The organism is Flavobacterium sp. ZB4P23, from assembly GCF_003970375.1.
Taxonomy (GTDB): domain Bacteria; phylum Bacteroidota; class Bacteroidia; order Flavobacteriales; family Flavobacteriaceae; genus Flavobacterium.
Window position 1 is genome coordinate 79,727 of the sequence record NZ_RYDK01000003.1, and the last position, 17,791, is coordinate 97,517.

Annotated in this window: 14 protein-coding genes and 1 pseudogene; 7 read left to right on the forward strand and 8 right to left on the reverse strand. The window is 35.6% G+C overall.

Translation table 11 applies throughout. From position 1 onward, the window contains the following. The first annotated feature begins 1 nt into the window (after window position 1). Together EKL99_RS05915 and EKL99_RS05920 are read left to right on the forward strand one after the other, a co-directional pair. Window positions 2-2,359 (forward strand): multicopper oxidase domain-containing protein, encoded by a 2,358-nt coding sequence (locus tag EKL99_RS05915; RefSeq protein WP_126576561.1) that lies wholly within the window; start codon window positions 2-4, stop codon window positions 2,357-2,359. A gap of 45 nt (window positions 2,360-2,404) precedes the next feature. Next, complete coding sequence (locus EKL99_RS05920) at window positions 2,405-3,223, forward strand: MOSC domain-containing protein (RefSeq protein WP_126576562.1); 819 nt, start codon at window positions 2,405-2,407, stop codon at window positions 3,221-3,223. Between the two features lie 482 nt (window positions 3,224-3,705). Here the strand turns inward: EKL99_RS05920 and EKL99_RS05925 are convergent, their stop codons facing one another. The 3 genes from EKL99_RS05925 to EKL99_RS05935 form a co-directional block, all read right to left on the reverse strand. After that, the gene (locus tag EKL99_RS05925) at window positions 3,706-5,157 is read right to left on the reverse strand and encodes an NAD(P)/FAD-dependent oxidoreductase (protein ID WP_126576563.1); all 1,452 of its coding nucleotides are present in this window, start codon (window positions 5,155-5,157) and stop codon (window positions 3,706-3,708) included. Between the two features lie 689 nt (window positions 5,158-5,846). Further along, window positions 5,847-6,386 carry a GNAT family N-acetyltransferase gene (locus tag EKL99_RS05930; RefSeq protein WP_126458604.1) on the reverse strand — a complete coding sequence of 180 codons (540 nt, stop codon included), beginning with the start codon at window positions 6,384-6,386 and terminating at the stop codon, window positions 5,847-5,849. 341 nt (window positions 6,387-6,727) lie between these two features. After that, on the reverse strand, window positions 6,728-7,459 hold the full coding sequence (locus EKL99_RS05935) for a TlpA disulfide reductase family protein (RefSeq protein WP_126576564.1): 732 nt from the start codon (window positions 7,457-7,459) through the stop codon (window positions 6,728-6,730). Window positions 7,460-7,696: 237 nt separating this feature from the next. On the opposite strand from EKL99_RS05935, the pseudogene EKL99_RS05940 reads away from it, so the two are divergent. Beyond that, a pseudogene (locus EKL99_RS05940) lies at window positions 7,697-8,230 on the forward strand (transposase); the annotation flags it as partial. 262 nt (window positions 8,231-8,492) lie between these two features. On the opposite strand, the gene EKL99_RS05945 reads toward EKL99_RS05940, so the two are convergent. Further along, window positions 8,493-9,059, reverse strand: a complete 567-nt coding sequence (locus tag EKL99_RS05945) for a hypothetical protein (protein ID WP_126568051.1) — start codon at window positions 9,057-9,059, stop codon at window positions 8,493-8,495. A gap of 495 nt (window positions 9,060-9,554) precedes the next feature. Between EKL99_RS05945 and EKL99_RS05950 the strand changes: the two genes are divergently transcribed. From EKL99_RS05950 to serB, 4 genes are all read left to right on the forward strand, one after another. Then, entirely contained in the window at window positions 9,555-10,880 is a 1,326-nt protein-coding gene (locus tag EKL99_RS05950; protein ID WP_126562747.1) for a trigger factor, read from the forward strand. 408 nt (window positions 10,881-11,288) lie between these two features. Continuing rightward, a complete protein-coding gene (clpP, locus tag EKL99_RS05955) occupies window positions 11,289-11,963 on the forward strand; it encodes an ATP-dependent Clp endopeptidase proteolytic subunit ClpP (protein WP_126458632.1) in 675 nt (224 codons plus the stop codon). Between the two features lie 86 nt (window positions 11,964-12,049). Next, window positions 12,050-13,282 (forward strand): ATP-dependent Clp protease ATP-binding subunit ClpX, encoded by a 1,233-nt coding sequence (clpX, locus tag EKL99_RS05960; protein WP_126515929.1) that lies wholly within the window; start codon window positions 12,050-12,052, stop codon window positions 13,280-13,282. Between the two features lie 162 nt (window positions 13,283-13,444). Then, entirely contained in the window at window positions 13,445-14,677 is a 1,233-nt protein-coding gene (gene serB / locus EKL99_RS05965) for a phosphoserine phosphatase SerB (RefSeq protein WP_126576565.1), read from the forward strand. A gap of 64 nt (window positions 14,678-14,741) precedes the next feature. On the opposite strand, the gene EKL99_RS14420 is transcribed toward serB, so the two are convergent. From EKL99_RS14420 to EKL99_RS05975, 4 genes are all read right to left on the reverse strand, one after another. After that, window positions 14,742-14,891, reverse strand: a complete 150-nt coding sequence (locus tag EKL99_RS14420) for a hypothetical protein (RefSeq protein ID WP_156063259.1) — start codon at window positions 14,889-14,891, stop codon at window positions 14,742-14,744. A gap of 135 nt (window positions 14,892-15,026) precedes the next feature. Further along, on the reverse strand, window positions 15,027-16,286 hold the full coding sequence (locus EKL99_RS14765; protein WP_255416402.1) for a peptidase domain-containing ABC transporter: 1,260 nt from the start codon (window positions 16,284-16,286) through the stop codon (window positions 15,027-15,029). A gap of 29 nt (window positions 16,287-16,315) precedes the next feature. Beyond that, window positions 16,316-17,176 (reverse strand): cysteine peptidase family C39 domain-containing protein, encoded by an 861-nt coding sequence (locus EKL99_RS14645; RefSeq protein WP_255416403.1) that lies wholly within the window; start codon window positions 17,174-17,176, stop codon window positions 16,316-16,318. Between the two features lie 70 nt (window positions 17,177-17,246). Further along, window positions 17,247-17,765 (reverse strand): redoxin domain-containing protein, encoded by a 519-nt coding sequence (locus EKL99_RS05975; RefSeq protein ID WP_126576566.1) that lies wholly within the window; start codon window positions 17,763-17,765, stop codon window positions 17,247-17,249. Window positions 17,766-17,791: the final 26 nt, after the last annotated feature.

A 17,791-nucleotide genomic window follows, 5' to 3' on the forward strand; every position in this document is an offset into this window, starting at 1 on the left:
TATGAAAAAATACTCCATAATAATTATACTCTTGCTTTTTGCTTGGAATGCTGAAGCGCAAAAAGTAGTTCGGTATGATTTATATGTTCGGGATACGATTGTCACTTTTGGCGATACACCCAAAAGAGCGATTGCCGTAAACGGACAGATTCCCATGCCGACACTCACGTTTACCGAAGGCGATATTGCCGAAATTTATGTACACAATGAATTAAATGAAGATACTTCACTGCATTGGCACGGATTGTTTTTACCCAATAAAGAAGACGGCGTGCCTTATTTGACTCAAATGCCAATAAAACCGCATACCACCCATAAATATACGTTTCCAATTATTCAACACGGAACACATTGGTACCACAGTCATACGGGGTTGCAGGAACAAATTGGGATGTACGGTTCCTTTGTTATGAACAAACGAAATGAGGATCCAACTTTTAGAGCAGGAATTGATGATTTACCAACCGTTCCAATCATTTTGAGTGAATGGACGGATTTAAATCCAAAAAATGTCCATCGGATGCTGCACAATGCAACCGATTGGTTTGCAATTCAAAAAGGAACTACCCAGAGCTATGCCGAAGCCATAAAAGCAGGACATTTTAAGACAAAAATTACCAACGAATGGAAACGAATGAATGCGATGGATGTAAGCGATGTGTATTACAATAAGTTTTTGATCAACGGCAAAAATGAAAGTAAAATAGATGGCGTTTCTTCTCCCCTTTCCTTTGGAGAGGGGTCTGGGTTGAGGAAGTTCAAAGCGGGAGATAAAGTGAGGTTGCGGATTGCCAATGGTGGCGCTTCTACTTATTTTTGGCTGACGTATGCCGGTGGAAAAATTACCGTGGTGGCCAGTGATGGAAACGATGTGGAACCAGTTGAAGTCGACCGATTAATCGTAGCTGTTTCTGAAACGTATGATGTTGTTGTAACGATTCCAGCAGATAAAACGGCGTATGAATTTTTAGTTACTTCGGAAGATAGAACTAAATCAGCTTCGTTGTATTTAGGAGATGGAATCAAGCAACTGATGTCGCCTTTGCCAAAATTAAAATATTTTGAAGGAATGAAAATGATGAACGGCATGATGAAAATGAATGGCGATTTAGATGATATGGGAATGAAAATGTCACTGAACCAAATGGATATGAATGTAGTAATGTATCCTGAAATCACGGGGCCTATAGATTCTAAAGAAGGAACACAACAAGAAGTGGAGATGGATCATTCGTCTCATGATATGGGAAAAATGAAAATGGAGGCAACCGCTCCGAAGATGGATGGTATGAAAATGACGGAGGAAGATTATAATAGTAATGCATTATCTGATATTACTACCTTAAATTATGCCATGCTGAAATCACCTACTAAAACAACGCTTCCAACTCCCCCTTCGGGGACTGGGGAGACAAAAGAACTGCGGTTTGAATTATCAGGAAATATGAATCGCTACGTGTGGAGTCTGGACAATAAAGTGGTTTCTGAAGCCGATAAAATTTTAATTAAAAAAGGAGAGAATGTTCGAATTGTACTCTTCAATGGTTCCATGATGCGCCACCCGATGCATTTACACGGGCATGATTTTAGAGTCCTGAATGGTCAGAAAGAGTTCGCTCCCATGAAAAACATCATCGATATTATGCCGATGGAAACCGATACGATTGAGTTTAATGCGAATGTCAAAGGCGATTGGTTTTTTCATTGTCACATTCTCTATCACATGATGGCGGGAATGGGTCGCGTTTTTAGTTATGAAAATCAAGAGCCCAATCCTTTGATTCCAAATCCAAAATTAGCGCAACGCAAATTATTTGCCGATGACAGAGCCTTCCATGTGATGGCTGAAAATGATTTTGCCACCAATGGGAACGATGGAATGCTGATGATTCAAAACACGCGTTGGAGTATTGGTACCGAATGGCGTTTGGGTTATACCGATCATCACGGGTATGAAACGGAAACGCATATTGGACGATATTTAGGGAAAATGCAGTGGCTAATGCCATTCATTGGTTTTGACTGGCGGTATCGAAAAATGGAAATGGGAGCAATGGAAGAGAATCTTTTTGGGCAAACCAATACCAAAGACAATCGCGCCGTTTTTAGTGCCGGAGTCGAATATACCATGCCAATGCTGATTAAAGCGCAAGCCGAAGTGTATACCGACGGGAATTTCAGGTTGCAATTTGAACGCATGGATATTCCGGTTTCTAAAAGATTGCGCATGAATTTAATGTGGAATACGGACAAAGAATACATGGCGGGATTGCGGTATATAGTCAAGAGAAATTTTGGAATTACCACGCATTATGACAGCGATATGGGAATGGGTTTTGGATTGAGTTTGAATTATTAAAAACGGAATACTTTGTTTTTGTAATTTTGGGAAAAATAGAGTGCTATGGTACAACTTTCAGAAATCTGGATTTATCCTGTAAAATCATTAGGTGGAATTAAATTGCAAAAAGCTCAAGTGACCGATCGTGGTTTGGAACACGACCGCCGTTGGTTGTTGATTGATGAAAACGGAATGTTTCTGTCGCAAAGGGAACATCCGGAATTAGCTCTTTTTCTACCTGAAATTATAGGGGATTTCCTGAAGATTACACATCGCGTGCAATTAGAAACAATACAACTTCCGCTGCAGCAATCTTTTTCGGAAGCCGAAACTAAAATTGATGTGATGGTCTGGGAGGACTCCATTCAGGCGTATGAAGTAGATTCGGTTGTTTCAGATTGGTTTTCTCGAATATTGGGATTTTCGGCTCGTTTGGTATACATGCCTGAGGAAAGTCACCGAAAAGTAGAGGCTAAATATGCCGTTACGCAAGCTGATATTAATTCTTTTTCGGATGGCTATCCTTTTTTGTTGATTGGTCAATCGTCATTGGATGATTTGAATTCCCGTTTAAAAAAAGCACTGCCGATGAATCGGTTTCGACCTAATTTTGTTGTTACAGGAGTTGACGCTTATGAAGAGGATTCTTGGAAAGAATTCACAATAGGTGAGCTGACTTTTTTTGGAGTGAAACCTTGCGGGAGATGCGTAATGACAACTGTAGACCAAGAAAAAGGAGTGACATCAGGAAAAGATCCTTTGCGGACTTTGGCAAAATACAGGACATCGGGAAATAATGTGTTGTTTGGACAAAACTTGATCGGTTCTGGAACTGGTCTTGTTACTGTTGGTGATGCTATTACCATTTTGATTTCTATTTAAATGGCCTTTTCTTTTCGTGAATATGAGGTAATCCGTTGACTAAGTTTCCAGATTTTTTACTCAAATTTATTGCTTACTGAAATAGTATTAATAGTCGGGAGACGCTGCAGAGCAACCCGACTTTTAATACTATTCTTGTTCATCTCTTGTGTGTTACAACGTATGTACAAACAATCAAATCAATTTTTTTTATGTTTTTATTCCGTGTGATTTTGGTTTCCGTTAATCATATGATCTTCCACGTTCATTCCGTTTGACCTTTCGATCATCAATGCAGTAATAATAGCATGATTTTTCTTTTAGCCAAAGAATTGGGCGTTTAGATTGTTCCAAACGTGTTTTAAATACTTTGACAATCTATTTAATTTGCATTATTGATATGTTGTTGAACGTTCTCAGGTTTTATTAGGATTTTGGAGCTCGAAGACCGTTTACTTCCGGATTATTAGTACCCAATTCTTTACTGTACTCTTGAACCTCTTTTATTTGAAAAACGTAAGTCGTTTGTCTTTAACGGCATCCAAGCGAAGCATTTTATAATCCAGCACATAATTTTGGTAAATACGCCAAGGTGCTTTGTTTCCCTGACTAGGAAGCGTATTCGCTGCTCTGTTAATGTAGCCGCTATTCAGGTTGAGTAGTGGAACCGGTTTTAAATTTGTCTCGACTACTTTTGACTGCACCGCTTTATAATGGTGTTTGTCCAAATAATTTAAAACCCGAGATATATATTCGCTGGTAAGGTCACTTTTCAACGTCCACGAAGCATTGGTATAGCCAACAAAAATAAAGAAGTTGGGGAGTTCGCTTAACATGAGGCCTTTATAGACAAAAGATTTAGAAACATCAAAAGGTTGCGAATCCAGTTGAATTTTTACGCCTCCAAACGCCACTAAATCAAGTCCAGTTGCGGTAATTATAATGTCGGCGGCCAGTGTCTTCCCCGATTTTAGTAAAATCCCATTTGTTAAAAAACAATCGATATGATCCGTAACTACCGCTGCGTTCCCTTTTCTGATGGCTCTAAAAAAATCTCCGTTTGGCGCAATGCAAAAACGTTGTTCCCATGGATTGTAATTGGGTATAAAATGAGGGTCCACGGGAAAGTTACCCAAAGCCTTTTCGGCCCCTTTTATAATGAATTTTTTCATTGCCTCTGGAAAGAACTTGCACAGATTAAAAAAGACAATAGCGTAAAAAATATTTTTATAACGAATCAGTCTATAAGCTACTTTTTTTGGGAACAGGCTTTTGAGGCGAGCAGCAATTTTGTCTTTATTGGGTAAAGCAGCAATATAGGTTGGCGATCGTTGCAGCATGACAACTTGTGCACCTTCGGCGGCAAGCTCCGGAAGGATGGTCACAGCAGTGGCGCCGCTGCCAATTATAACCACTTTTTTATTGGCAACATCTAATTTTTCAGGCCATTTTTGAGGATGGACAATTTTACCTTCAAAACGGGATTGGTCCTTAAATTCAGGAGTGTACCCTTTGTTATAATTATAATAGCCGCTACAGCTAAAGATAAACTGGCACCTATAAACTGTTTCTTCTTCCGTGACGGTATTTACGGTAGTGACCGTCCATGATTTTTTTTCTGTATCGAAGTTATAAGAAAGAGCGCGTTGATTGTAGATGATATGCTCTCGCACTTTATATTCGTCTGCGGCTTCATTGAGGTATTTTAATATAGAAGGTCCGTCGGCGAAAGACTTTTGATCCTCCCATGTTTTGAAGGAATACCCAAAAGTATACATATCCGAATCGGAACGGATTCCAGGGTATTGAAACAAACTCCAGGTACCTCCAAGTTCCGCTCTTGCCTCTAAAATAATATAGTTTTTGTCTGGATTTTTACGTGACAAATGACACGCGGCGCCAATACCGGATAAACCCGCTCCTATTATAATAATATCGATATGATTAGTATTCATGTTTTTATTTTAGAATTAAATGCTGTTGCAAAATACAAAATTGTAGCAATAAAAAAACACCATTACTTTTTCTTAAATAACGGTGTTTGTAATTGCTATGAAAACCTTTTGAAGTGAAAAAGAAGGGTTTTTTATTAGGATTAAACGACAGATTTATTTTTCAATAAACACGATGTAGCGTTGAGGTCATTCTTTTGTCCAACTAGTAATTTGGCTTTTAAAATTTCCAGGTCTATCAGATATGTCGTCACTAAGGTTAGCGCGGTTTTGTAAACCGTGGTCACCGGCGCATGCAGATAAAACAAGTCAGAAAAGCTATATCCTTAAAACGGCATAGCTTTTACATTTTAATGTCAGTTTTTTTATGGTTTTGTTAGCTTTATTTCTTCGGCTACCTACCGACTAAGTGTTATAATTACCAATTGGAATGGGCACGGTTTGCAAAACCGCTTTCTGTTAAAGAGAAAACTGAGTGTATTTCCGAGCCATCGGGTTATTCTGAATTAATTTTAAATTAATGCCGGTAACACTTTACATCAATTTATTATTTGCTCATTATTGTGGGCGCAAAGTCAGAGACTTTTACGCAGCTTTTACGACAAAGTTATGCTTTGAATGAACACTTTTCGGAGCTGGTATAAAATCTTAACTTAATGACATTGCGCTTGCGCTAGCGGAGATTTTTATTTTTAATCAGTACATAAAATGGCATATCCATAATTATCAGACCAACCTGATTTTAGAGGTAACAATTTTCTTGTATGCGCTTCCCTTGACATTCCAACTTTTTCTAAAACACTTATTGAGCCAATATTTCCGATCGCGCAACCTGCCTCAATTCTGTGAAGTTTTAATGTTTCAAAACCAAAAGCTATTATCTTTTTTAAACTTTCTGTAGCATAACCTTTATTCCAATAATTGGAATCAAATTTAAACCAAACTTCAGCATTTCTATACTTTTCTTTTCCTAAATTTATTCCAATTAATCCGATAAATTCTTTTTCTCCATTTAATTCGACCGCAAAAGAGAAATGCTTGTTATTCTCCAAATTATTATTAAAAATCCAATTTTCGACAATAATTTTGGTTTCGTTAATATTATTTGGAATTCCTAATGTATTAAATTCATCAGTTTCAGCCAAACTATGTAATTTGTGAATGTTATCAATGTCACTTTCCGCGATTGTTCGCAAATTCAATCTTTCCGTATTAAAATTTAAGTTATTCATTTCAGGTTTTTATTCTAATTTTAAAATTTTGGGTGAAATCTTCAGTTTTTTATTTGTTTTCTGAGTGATTTTTGTTTCGACTGTCCTTAAATTAGTATATAGCACTAATAAATTCATCTCAATCTAACCTAAATTGGGTTGCTTTGTCTGACAAGTGCCAGTGCCTATCTGTTTTTCAAATACATTAAAAATTTTTCTTACAAACTATCAAAACAACCGCATATTGTCGTGTACCATAGCCTGCGTGAAGGATGGCAGTGAAAATCCCCGCTCGTGTCACTTATGAAATTTGTCCTTTTGTTTTTCGTACTTTTGTTTGCGGGCACGAGCGGGGGCTGGCTTTATTTCTTTTCTATATACTTTTCTAAAATTGCAATAAACTCCTTTCCTTCAGACATAGTTTGCTCTCCTTTTTCATTTTCTATCACTGGTGCATTTCCTGTAATTTCTTTAATAATTCCATTTTCGTCTAAAAATATATTAACAGGGTAACCTTCAAAGCCCAATTTTTTAGTGAGTTTTAGTGAGTTTACAATATGTGTAAAATTAAATTTTCTTTTGAGTAATAATTTGCTAACTTTTTCCTTGTTATCGAAGGTTATTGCTACAAAATTAAACCTGTCTTTATTGTCGTTCATTATTTTATTCAGCACAGGTATTTCTTCAATACACGGTGCGCAATTCGTAAACCATAAATTAATTAATGTAGGTTTACCTTTTAAGGAATTTAAAGTTATTGATTTTCCATCAATTGTTATTTCATTTTTAAATGGATAAACTTTACCTATTAATGCCTTTTTTATATTTATTTCTTTCTCTGTTGCTTTAACGTCTTGCGTAAAATGCCACATATAATTATAAACAATAGAATCTTTATTTTGATATTTTAGGTCTATTTCTTCAAAAACCTTCATGTCTTTAGCAAACGATTTCATTTGCTCTAAAACCGTATTTCTATTTGCTAAATATTCCTTTTCGTTCAGAATAACTTTTGGATTTGCGTAATACTTCGCTTTTTGCGCATGAACTGAAAAAGTTAATAATGTCAAAATTGTTAGAAAATGTTTTTTCATATTTAATTTTATTTTTAAAAATTTGTGTGTGATTCTGCCAGATTGCCACTAACGTCAGTTCGTCTAAAACCCTCTAAACGAACTGTATTTGGTTAAACAGTGAGTAAATATATGTTATTTAAACTACAATTAAAACTCGTTCTGGCAAAACTCGCTTTATGATTATTAAAATAAAACAGTCCGTAAAAAGGGTTAAATATTGCTCTTAGTATCCCAAAATATAAATCCATTTGCACAGAATACGAACAAATCCGGAAAGAATTGTGGCGCAAGCCTTGGGTTGTATTTGCTAAGACGCCTTTTGGAAGTCCAAAGTCAGTGGTGGAATATTTGGGGAGATACACCCATAAAATCGCCATTAGCAACCATCGAATCAAGAACATTGACAATGAAAACGTGACTTTTACTTATAAGGATTACCGAGTAGCGGGTGTGAAAAAACAAATGACACTCACGCATCATGAATTTATCAGGCGTTTTGCGTTGCATATTTTGCCCAAACGTTTTACTTCGTCAGTTCGCCCTTTGGGCTCGGGTGTTAAGATCCGGCATTACGGTTTTTTGAGCAGCACTTGGAAGCGACAAAAGCTGAAACTTTTACAGGAAAAACTTAAGGTAAAAGTTTTAGAAAAAGTAGAAAAGAAGCCCTTTATGCCTAAGTGTCCGTGTTGTAAAACAGGGAATTTACACCGAATAGCAGTCTTTGACCAGCGTGGTCCACCGGCTTGGTATCTTGGCGGTAGCCAAAACACCATTCCTTGTAAAAACTAAATTACGGGTAAGGGAACTTATGTTCACAAGTGAAGGAACACACGAAAAAAACCAAGCAGAAAACACTCCAAAAAAAAAGAGGCTCGCTTGCCTCTTGTAATTCTCTCTAAAATCTTTACGATAAGTGCATAGGTTGACGGACGTGGAATCGGTTCCGTTCAACCCGGGTTTACCTCATTGAATTTATTTTTGTTGGTATTCGGTGATTATAATTCATTGTTTGTGCTGCGCACGCAACGAACCCTAGCTGTTGGGCGATGTTTTAAAATTTAATATTAGGATTTATTTCCTGAAATTTTAGTCGATCTCTTTCAATATTGTCTATTATTTTAATGATATTCTCTTTTACGTTATAGTTTATTTCTCCTAAATATTTTATTTTTCCTGCCATAATCTCAAATTTAATATCAACAGGTATTTTTTTTGTTGATTGCATATAACCAGTATTTAAAAAAGCTTCGATTTCATAGATTCTATATTTTCCTGCAGTTTTAACAATGTTGAAAAGGTAAACATTTTTATCATCTTCTGTAAAATCGCCATTTGTACTTCCAAAAGTAATTTGACCAGGATTGTAAAGAAAGTTTGTTTTTTTTTCATTCAATTTATCTGCAAACATATTAGTTGATGTTTCGCTTTCTATTTGCACATAGTTTATTTTATAAACTGGTGAAATAGTTTTTCTGTTTTCAAGAGAAAAACTTCCTGTAATCATACCTTCTTTGGAGAAAGTATTCATTTCACTTTTCATTGAAGCTGACGGTGTCGAACAACTAAATAATATATTTGTAATAATTAAGATTGATAGATTCCTTTTATTTATTTTCATTTTTAGATATTAGTTGATTCTTCTTGTATTAATTTAAATGGTTAATCTGATTTTCTGTGAGTAAATATTGCCCAACTTGTATATACCCGATACAAAGTAGCGCTTATACATTCAATTTGGGTTGGCTTTACGCTATTTTATTTCGTTTTATCTGTTTTCAAATATATTAAAATTTTTTCTTACAAACTATCAAACCCACGTCATAATTTTGAATCCTACGACCCGCGTGAAGGATGGCAGTGGAGCTCTTTTATGGGCTGCCTTTTTTTGGCAGGCGATAAAAAGCGGGAACGTACAGCCTGACCCGTAGTTGCGAGGAGGGACGACGAAGCAATCTGGAGGGACACGCCCAAATTAGTTTCCTTTTCCAACCTGTGATTTTGTCAAATAACTGCCTAAAATTCAATCCCGAAGGTTCGGGACTAAAAACTTGTTTGGGTTGCAAAAATTTTATAATTTTGCAACCCAATTTTATTATGTAAATTAAAGAAGAAGATGGATATCAAAAGAGTAGCAATAGACGCTGTGACGGAAACAATTGTAATGACTGTTGTTCACATGGATTACAAAGGACAAGTTGCAAAAAGAATAAACGAAAAAATGCCTTTGGCAACGGTTAAAGGATTTAGAAAAGGAGCTGTGCCTAAAGATCTTGTTGAAAAACAATACGGTAAAGCAATCAAACAGGAAGAGGTTCAGAAAGTGGTAGATTTAGCTTTGGAGCGTTTCGTACAATCAGAAAGATTAAACCTTCTTGGAACGCCACTTGCTAAAGTAAACGAAGACTTTGACTGGAGTGCTGAAGAATTGGTTTTTGAATATGAAATAGGATTGGTTCCTAATTTCGAATTGGATCTTGAAGCTAAAAATGACATCGTTAAATATGTGGTTTCAGCGGATGATAAAATGATTGAAGGCCAGTTGGAAAGAATCCAAAAACAATTTGGAACTGCAATTCCTCAAGAAGTTGTTGCTGCAGATTCAGATGTAACGGGAACTTTTACAAACGAAGAAAAAGGAATTAATAACGCAACGACTATTGCTGCTGATCTTTTTAAAGACAAAGCGACTTTTGATTTATTCATCGGTAAAAAAGCAGGAGATGTTGTGACTGTAAATACTAAAGGTTTATTTGAAGACGACCACCAATTGATGGACGTGATGAAAGTAAGTCATGATGACGTTCACGGATTAGAGGTTGAAGTGAACTTCACAATCGAAGCGATCAACACGGCTGAATTAGCAGAATTGAACCAAGAATTGTTCGACAAATTGTTTGGTGCTGGAACTGTTTCTTCACTTGAAGAATTGAAAGCGAAAATCAAAGAAGATGCCGAAACTCAATTTGCGCAACAAGCGGATCAAAAATTATTAGGGGATGTAACGGAGTTTTTAATCGAAAGCACCAAATTTGATTTACCTTCTGAATTCCTTAAAAAATGGTTGCAAACTGTAGGGGAGAAAAAATTATCTCCTGAGGAGGCTGAAGTTGAATATGCACGTTCTGAAAAAGGATTGCGTTTTCAATTGATCGAAGGTAGAGCAATGGCTCAATCTGACATCAAAATCACTTTTGAAGACTTGAAAACATTCACTACAAAAAACATCCGTCAGCAAATGGCACAATTCGGACAAACAAATCCTACTGACGAAGAAGTTCAAGGAATTGTAGCAAGAGTTTTGTCAAACCAAGACGAGGTGAAAAGACTTTCGGACCAAGTTGTTGCTGACAAATTATTGGAATTATTCAAAGAAAAAGCAAATCCTACCACTAAAGAAGTAACGTACGACGAATTTATTGCAGCGTCTTACGGAGAATAAATTTTAGTCGTAAAGTCAAATGTCATAAAGTCAAAAGTTGAAAAGACGGAAACAATTTCGTTAGTTGTTTCAAATTTTAAGATTCTGTTACAAATGCAAAACAATAAAAAATAAGTATATTTGAGCGTCAGAAAAAATATTTTTTGGCGCTCTTTTGTTTGAATTAGTTGCGGGAGCCAATCCAGCTGTACGTTACAAGTTTTTTCTTCCGTTTTAGTTTTTTAAATTCCTGCAAGAGCTTCTTTCAGTCGCTTTGCAAGAATAAAAAAACTTAAAAACGGAATTCAAAAAGCTTTTTACTCCCATCTGGGCTACAAATAAGACATATTGACATCATTTGTAAATAGGTATGACCTTTGCATTAAAAGAAATAGACAAGATATAACGTAAAACTTAGAACAAAAAAATATGAACTACGGTAAAGAATTTAAAAAATTTGCTACAAAGGACCACGGCGTAAACTCTATGTATTACGATAAAATCGTAGGCGCAATGACTCCTAAAAATATGACTCCCTATATCATTGAAGAACGTCAGTTGAATATTTCACAATTAGACGTTTTCTCCAGATTGATGATGGACAGAATTATATTCCTTGGAACAGGAATAGACGACCAAATTGCAAACATCGTTCAAGCACAATTGTTATTCCTTGAAAGTGCCGATGCTTCTAAAGATATTCAAATTTATTTGAACTCTCCAGGAGGAAGCGTTTACGCAGGATTAGGAATTTATGACACGATGCAATACATTAAACCAGATGTAGCAACGATATGTACCGGAATGGCAGCTTCCATGGGAGCAGTGCTTTTATGCGCCGGTGCAGCAGGAAAACGTTCGGCATTGCCACATTCAAGAGTAATGATTCACCAACCATCAGGTGGAGCGCAAGGAGTAGCAACGGATATGGAAATCAACTTACGTGAAATGTTGAAACTTAAAGATGAGTTGTATAAAATTATCTCTCACCACTCCGGACAAACTTTCGATAAGGTTCATACGGATAGCGAACGTGATTATTGGATGATCGCCGAAGAAGCAAAAGCATACGGAATGATTGATGAAGTTTTAGTAAGAGGATAAATTATTAGTCGAAAGTCAAAAGTTGGAAAGTCAAAAGCATTGCTCAGACTTTACGACTTTTGACTTTATGACATTAGACTATAAAAATGGCAAAAGTAGTATTAGAGTGTTCGTTTTGTGGAAGAAAGAAGCCAGAAACCCAATTATTGATTGCTGGGATCAATGCACATATCTGTGATAAATGTATTGAACAAGCGCACGGGATTGTTCTTGAAGAAATAAAATCTAGTGGAAGTTCAAAGCTGGTTGGAGATTTGATTTTAAAGAAACCAAAAGAAATCAGAGCGTTTTTGGATCAATATGTGATTGGACAAGATCAAACTAAAAAGGTGATGTCGGTTGCGGTTTACAATCACTACAAACGTTTGATGCAACAGCAATTAGACGATGAGGTTGAGATTGAAAAAAGTAACATCATCATGGTGGGACAAACTGGAACAGGAAAAACATTGGTGGCTAAAACCATTGCAAAAATGTTGGATGTGCCTTTAGCGATTGTTGATGCGACAGTTCTTACTGAAGCAGGTTATGTTGGGGAAGATGTTGAAAGTATCTTGACACGTCTTTTGCAAGCTGCTGATTATGATGTGGCCAAAGCAGAACGCGGCATTGTATTCATTGACGAAATAGATAAAATTGCACGTAAAAGTGACAATCCGTCTATTACGCGTGACGTTTCTGGTGAAGGGGTGCAACAAGCATTATTGAAATTATTGGAAGGAACGGTTGTGAATGTACCACCAAAAGGAGGGCGCAAGCACCCGGACCAAAAATTTGTGGAGGTAAATACACAAAACATTTTGTTTATTGCCGGTGGTGCTTTTGATGGAATCGAAAGAATAATTTCGAAACGATTGAACCGTCAAGCGGTGGGTTATTCTACTTCAAAAAATGTGGACAATATTGACAAAGACAATTTGTTGCAATACATTATTCCAAAGGATATCAAAGATTTTGGTTTGATTCCGGAGATTATTGGTCGTTTGCCAGTTTTGACACACATGGATCCTTTAGATAGAGAAACCTTGCGTGCAATTTTGACACAACCTAAAAATGCGTTAATCAAACAATACGAGAAATTATTTTTGATGGATGATGTTGAATTCACGATTACCAATGAAGCACTGGATTTTATTGTTGATAAAGCATTAGAATATAAATTAGGCGCTCGTGGATTGCGTTCGTTATGTGAAGCTATCTTGACCGATGCGATGTATGAATTGCCTAGTTCTGATGATAAAGTATTAGAAATTGACGTAACTTATGCTAAAGAAACGTTGAATAAAAATTTATTGAAGCGTTTGGAGATTGCATCGTAAAAAATGCATTTTTCTTAAAAATATAAACCTGTTCATTCATTTGAACAGGTTTTTTTATGGAGAAATTACACTATTTGTTATTGTTCAAAAAAAGGAACATTATTATTTTTTATCAACGTCAGATTGTCGATTTTTGTACATTCTAAATCAATTATATATAAAATGCAAAAAGACGAGATAGAGGTAATTTTATTAAAAGTTTCTGGACAAGATAAACCGGGAGTCACTGCTGGTTTAACATCCATCTTGGCTACTTATGATGCTATTATTTTAGATATTGGACAAGCGGATATTCATGATACGCTTTCTTTAGGTATTTTATTTGAAATAAAAGCGGGTTCTTCGTCTGGTCCAGTTTTAAAAGACTTGTTATTTAAAGCATACGAATTGGGTGTCAAAGTCAAGTTTATTCCTATATCCATTGCAGATTACGAAATTTGGGTCAAAGCGCAGCGCAAACAACGCTACACCATCAATGTTTTAGGAGAAACCTTAACGGCTGTACAATTGGCGGCAGTAACCAAAATACTATCCAACCAAAATTTGAATATTGATGCAATTAAAAGATTAACCGGCAGGGTATCTATTCTTGAGAAAGAAGAATTCCCTCGTTCGTGCATACAATTGTCGGTTACAGGAACGATTGTCGACAAAACGTTTATGACCGCCAGTTTTATGGAAATTTCCAGAACGTTAGATGTGGATATTTCTTTTCAAGAAGATAATATGTACCGAAGAAACCGCCGTTTGGTGTGTTTTGATATGGATTCGACGCTGATTCAAACCGAAGTAATTGATGAACTGGCAGAGTTAGCGGGTGTGGGAGAGCAAGTTAGAGCAATCACAGAAGCAGCCATGAATGGTGAAATCGATTTTAGCGAAAGCTTCAAGCAACGCATGGCCTTGCTTGAAGGCTTGAGTGAAGAGGTACTGCAAACAGTTGCTGAGAATCTGCCTATTACTAAAGGTGCACATCGCTTGATGAAGGCCTTGAAATATTACGGTTATAAAACCGCTATATTGTCCGGAGGTTTTACGTTTTTTGGGAAGTACCTGCAAAAAGAATTAGGTATTGATTATGTTCATGCGAATGAATTGGAAATTAAAGACGGAAAATTGACAGGTAACTATTTAGGTGAAATTGTGGATGGTAAAAAGAAAGCGGAATACCTTCAGGCAATTGCTGATAAGGAAGGCATACACATCAACCAAACTATTGCGGTAGGTGATGGTGCCAATGATTTGCCTATGTTGAATTTGGCAGGTTTAGGAATTGCTTTTCATGCCAAACCAACGGTAAAAGAAAAAGCAGAAAGTTCTATTTCCAGCTTAGGACTCGACGGTGTTTTGTACCTGTTAGGCTATCACGACAGACATATTGATATGATGGATTAGGAGTAAAATACTTTAATAATTATAAAAATAGGCTGTCCAAAAAATGATTTTTGGATAGCTTTTTTTATACTTTAATGCTAAATATTTTTTCAGGTTTTTCCAGTGTTTGTTTTTCGGAAGATTTACAAATTCCTCTGGCGCCACAACGCATTCTATGTGGTCCGCAGGAACTCAATAAAATTCCTGTCAACAGGATATAAAGAATTTTTTTCATCTCATCATTTTTATACGCTTTGAAACTGCATGCTTTTCAGTTGTTCTAAATGATCTCTTTGGTTAGAAAGTCTTGGAATTTTGTGTTGTCCGCCCAGGTTGGGCGTTCATTGACAATCAATATACGCAATTAATGTTACTCTTGCCAATAATCACTATAAAAATTAGCAGTTTCCATTAACTCTTCATGATTTCCCTTTGTCGAGAGAGTCCCATTCTCGAGTACATAAATTTTATCTGCAATTTTTTTCAAGGTGTTCAAGCGATGTGAAATAAAAAAAATGGCGCAATTAGGTTTTATTTTTGCTAATAATGCCATTGAGAAATTCTCAGTGTTCCTGTCCATTGCTGAGGTGGCTTCATCAAGAATCAAAAGTTGCGGTTTTTTATATAGGACTCGAGCTAAGGCTATGATTTGTTTTTGTCCTCCTGACAAATTAATGCCTTCTTCACCAACTATTGTGGTCAATCCTTGTGGTAATTGATTAAAATAAGTATCAAAGCCATATTCAGTAATGAAACCGATAATGTTTGCGGGACTATCATTTGAACCTAATAAAATATTGTCAATTACATTCCCGTTAAAAATATTAATTTCTTGTGGAACAACTCCTATCAATTTACGGTAGCTTTTTAACTCAATTTCGGATAATTGGTACTGATTATTAATCGTAATAGTTCCATTTTCAAAATTATAAAAACGCTGTAAGATTTGACCAATGGTACTTTTTCCGCTACCACTTTCTCCTACAATGGCAGTTAGTTTTCCTTTTTCAATAGCAATGTTAACATTTGAAAATAATTCGCTTCGTCCCGCAAAACGAAAAGACAAATTAGTTAGAGAAACACTTTTAATTTCATCTATTTGAATTCCGTCTTCCTTCTCCTTCTCAATTGAAGCAAATTCAAACATTCTGTTAAAAGCAATTTTAGCTTCATTGATAGGAATTGAAATTAAGGCTAGGTTAGCAATTGATGGCAACAAAGAGCCAACAATACCAAGGATCGCCATTAACTCACCTAATTTAATTTCTTTGTTAAAAACCTGAATCGAAGTGTAAATTAAAACTCCTGTCAAAAAGAAAACACTTGCCAGTCCTGATTGCCATGATAAGCGAATGTTTATTTTACCTAAATGAAATATTTTTTCTTGAAAATTGTCAAAAATCAATTCGTTAGTTTTACTGAAAACAACTTGTTTATTGTCGTTTTTTATAGTTGAAATTCCTTGAATCGTGTTGATATAATTACTCTCGTTAAAGGCGTAACTTTGCATCACTTCTTTTTGAGAATCGATAATGGCTTTGTTGCTTCTATAGATAATATAAAAGTAAACCGGCATGGTTAATAATGAAATTAAACCTATTTTCCAGGAATAGCCAAACAGGAAAATCAAGGAGATCATTGAAACCAAAACATCAATAACTAAAGACTCGCCAACATTTTAATAACTCTTTGAACTCTTTGCGGATCATTTAATCGAGCTACTAATTCTCCTATTTTTCGAGTATCAAAAAAAGGTTTTGGAAGATGTAGTAAAGAGGAAAAAAACTGATTATTGATGCGATTGTTGAAATCTTTAGATTGTTGCAGTAGAAAAAATTCTCTCAGCACCGAAATTCCAACTCGTGCCAAAAGCAATATAGCCAATAATACAATTCCGGAAATTAGTTTGTTGATATTGTGCGAGGGCAAAATGTCATCAATTAGTTTTTGAGAAAATAAAGACATTGCCATTCCTAAACCTGCCACAAACACTCCAAGCAGAACGCTGATCCAAAGCAGTTTGTAATCAGGTTCCAATAGATCTAAAAACCACTTTTTTTTATCATTTTTAACTGCGCTTTCTTTTATGAAATTCTCATTTGGGGCTAATGTTAAACAGCTTTTTGAAACCCAAATTTTGTCTAATGCAGAAGTGGATAAATAATAAAGTCCTTTCCCAGGATCGCCAATCAAGAATCCTTTTTGTTCATCATACTGGTAGCAAACTACATAATGTTGTAGTTTTTCTTCAATCAAAACGTGAAGAATAGCCGGTTGTTTGTGATCAATAAGCGCTTGTATATCGGCCTCGCAGCCTTCAGAATCAAATCCCAATTGGTTGGCAGCTTGATATAAACCAAGTAATGTTGTTCCTTGTTTAGTAGTTCCACTTAATTCGCGTAACTTTTCTATAATCTGTAGGCCACCATATAATTTTAAGATTGACAACAAGCAAGCAACACCACAATCAGACTGATCCAGCTGCAGTGTATGGGTTTTTTCGATATTTTTTAGGATCATTTTTTATTCACTTTTTGTCATTGCTTTGCCTGTTCGCTTTACTCGAATCCAACGAAGGAGGAATCGCATTTTATTTTTGAAGTTTCTTTACAAGCGTTTCTACTTTGGTTTGCCCTTTTATCTTCTCAATTAGTTGTTGATTTTTATCATATAAAACTAAACAAGGTAAAGACTGAACATCAAAGGTAGTAGCGAAAGTAACTTTAGTATCACAAACAAAATGAATGTTATCATAATTTAAAAGATTGTGTTTTTGAGCAAATGTTTTTATCAATTCTGGTTTCTCAAATGAAATAAAGACAAGTTGGTAAGGTCTAAATTTATATACGCTTTCCTGAATCATTTTAGTTTCTTCATTACAATACTCGCATTCACTATTATAATAAATAAAAATTGTAGGGGTGTCCGTTTTTAAATTTTTATTAGAAAAGGATTCTCCCTTTAAATTCTGATATTGAAAAGCGGGAATGGTTTTTATGTTTGCTGCGATCTCTTTTTTATGGTTGATTTTAGCAACTATTTTGTAACCCATAAAAGCCAGTAAGCTTACAAATACTAGTGGTATTATTATTTTAAGGTATTTTTTCATAGTTTAAAATATCAATTCCCCTTTTT

Coding starts and splice junctions, on each gene's coding strand:
- EKL99_RS05915 (WP_126576561.1), top strand. CDS start 2: ATGAAAAAATACTCCATAATAATTATACTCTTGCTTTTTGCTTGGAAT.
- EKL99_RS05920 (WP_126576562.1), top strand. CDS start 2,405: ATGGTACAACTTTCAGAAATCTGGATTTATCCTGTAAAATCATTAGGT.
- EKL99_RS05925 (WP_126576563.1), bottom strand. CDS start 5,157: ATGAATACTAATCATATCGATATTATTATAATAGGAGCGGGTTTATCC.
- EKL99_RS05930 (WP_126458604.1), bottom strand. CDS start 6,386: ATGAATAACTTAAATTTTAATACGGAAAGATTGAATTTGCGAACAATC.
- EKL99_RS05935 (WP_126576564.1), bottom strand. CDS start 7,459: ATGAAAAAACATTTTCTAACAATTTTGACATTATTAACTTTTTCAGTT.
- EKL99_RS05945 (WP_126568051.1), bottom strand. CDS start 9,059: ATGAAAATAAATAAAAGGAATCTATCAATCTTAATTATTACAAATATA.
- EKL99_RS05950 (WP_126562747.1), top strand. CDS start 9,555: ATGGATATCAAAAGAGTAGCAATAGACGCTGTGACGGAAACAATTGTA.
- clpP (WP_126458632.1), top strand. CDS start 11,289: ATGAACTACGGTAAAGAATTTAAAAAATTTGCTACAAAGGACCACGGC.
- clpX (WP_126515929.1), top strand. CDS start 12,050: ATGGCAAAAGTAGTATTAGAGTGTTCGTTTTGTGGAAGAAAGAAGCCA.
- serB (WP_126576565.1), top strand. CDS start 13,445: ATGCAAAAAGACGAGATAGAGGTAATTTTATTAAAAGTTTCTGGACAA.
- EKL99_RS14420 (WP_156063259.1), bottom strand. CDS start 14,891: ATGAAAAAAATTCTTTATATCCTGTTGACAGGAATTTTATTGAGTTCC.
- EKL99_RS14645 (WP_255416403.1), bottom strand. CDS start 17,176: ATGATCCTAAAAAATATCGAAAAAACCCATACACTGCAGCTGGATCAG.
- EKL99_RS05975 (WP_126576566.1), bottom strand. CDS start 17,765: ATGAAAAAATACCTTAAAATAATAATACCACTAGTATTTGTAAGCTTA.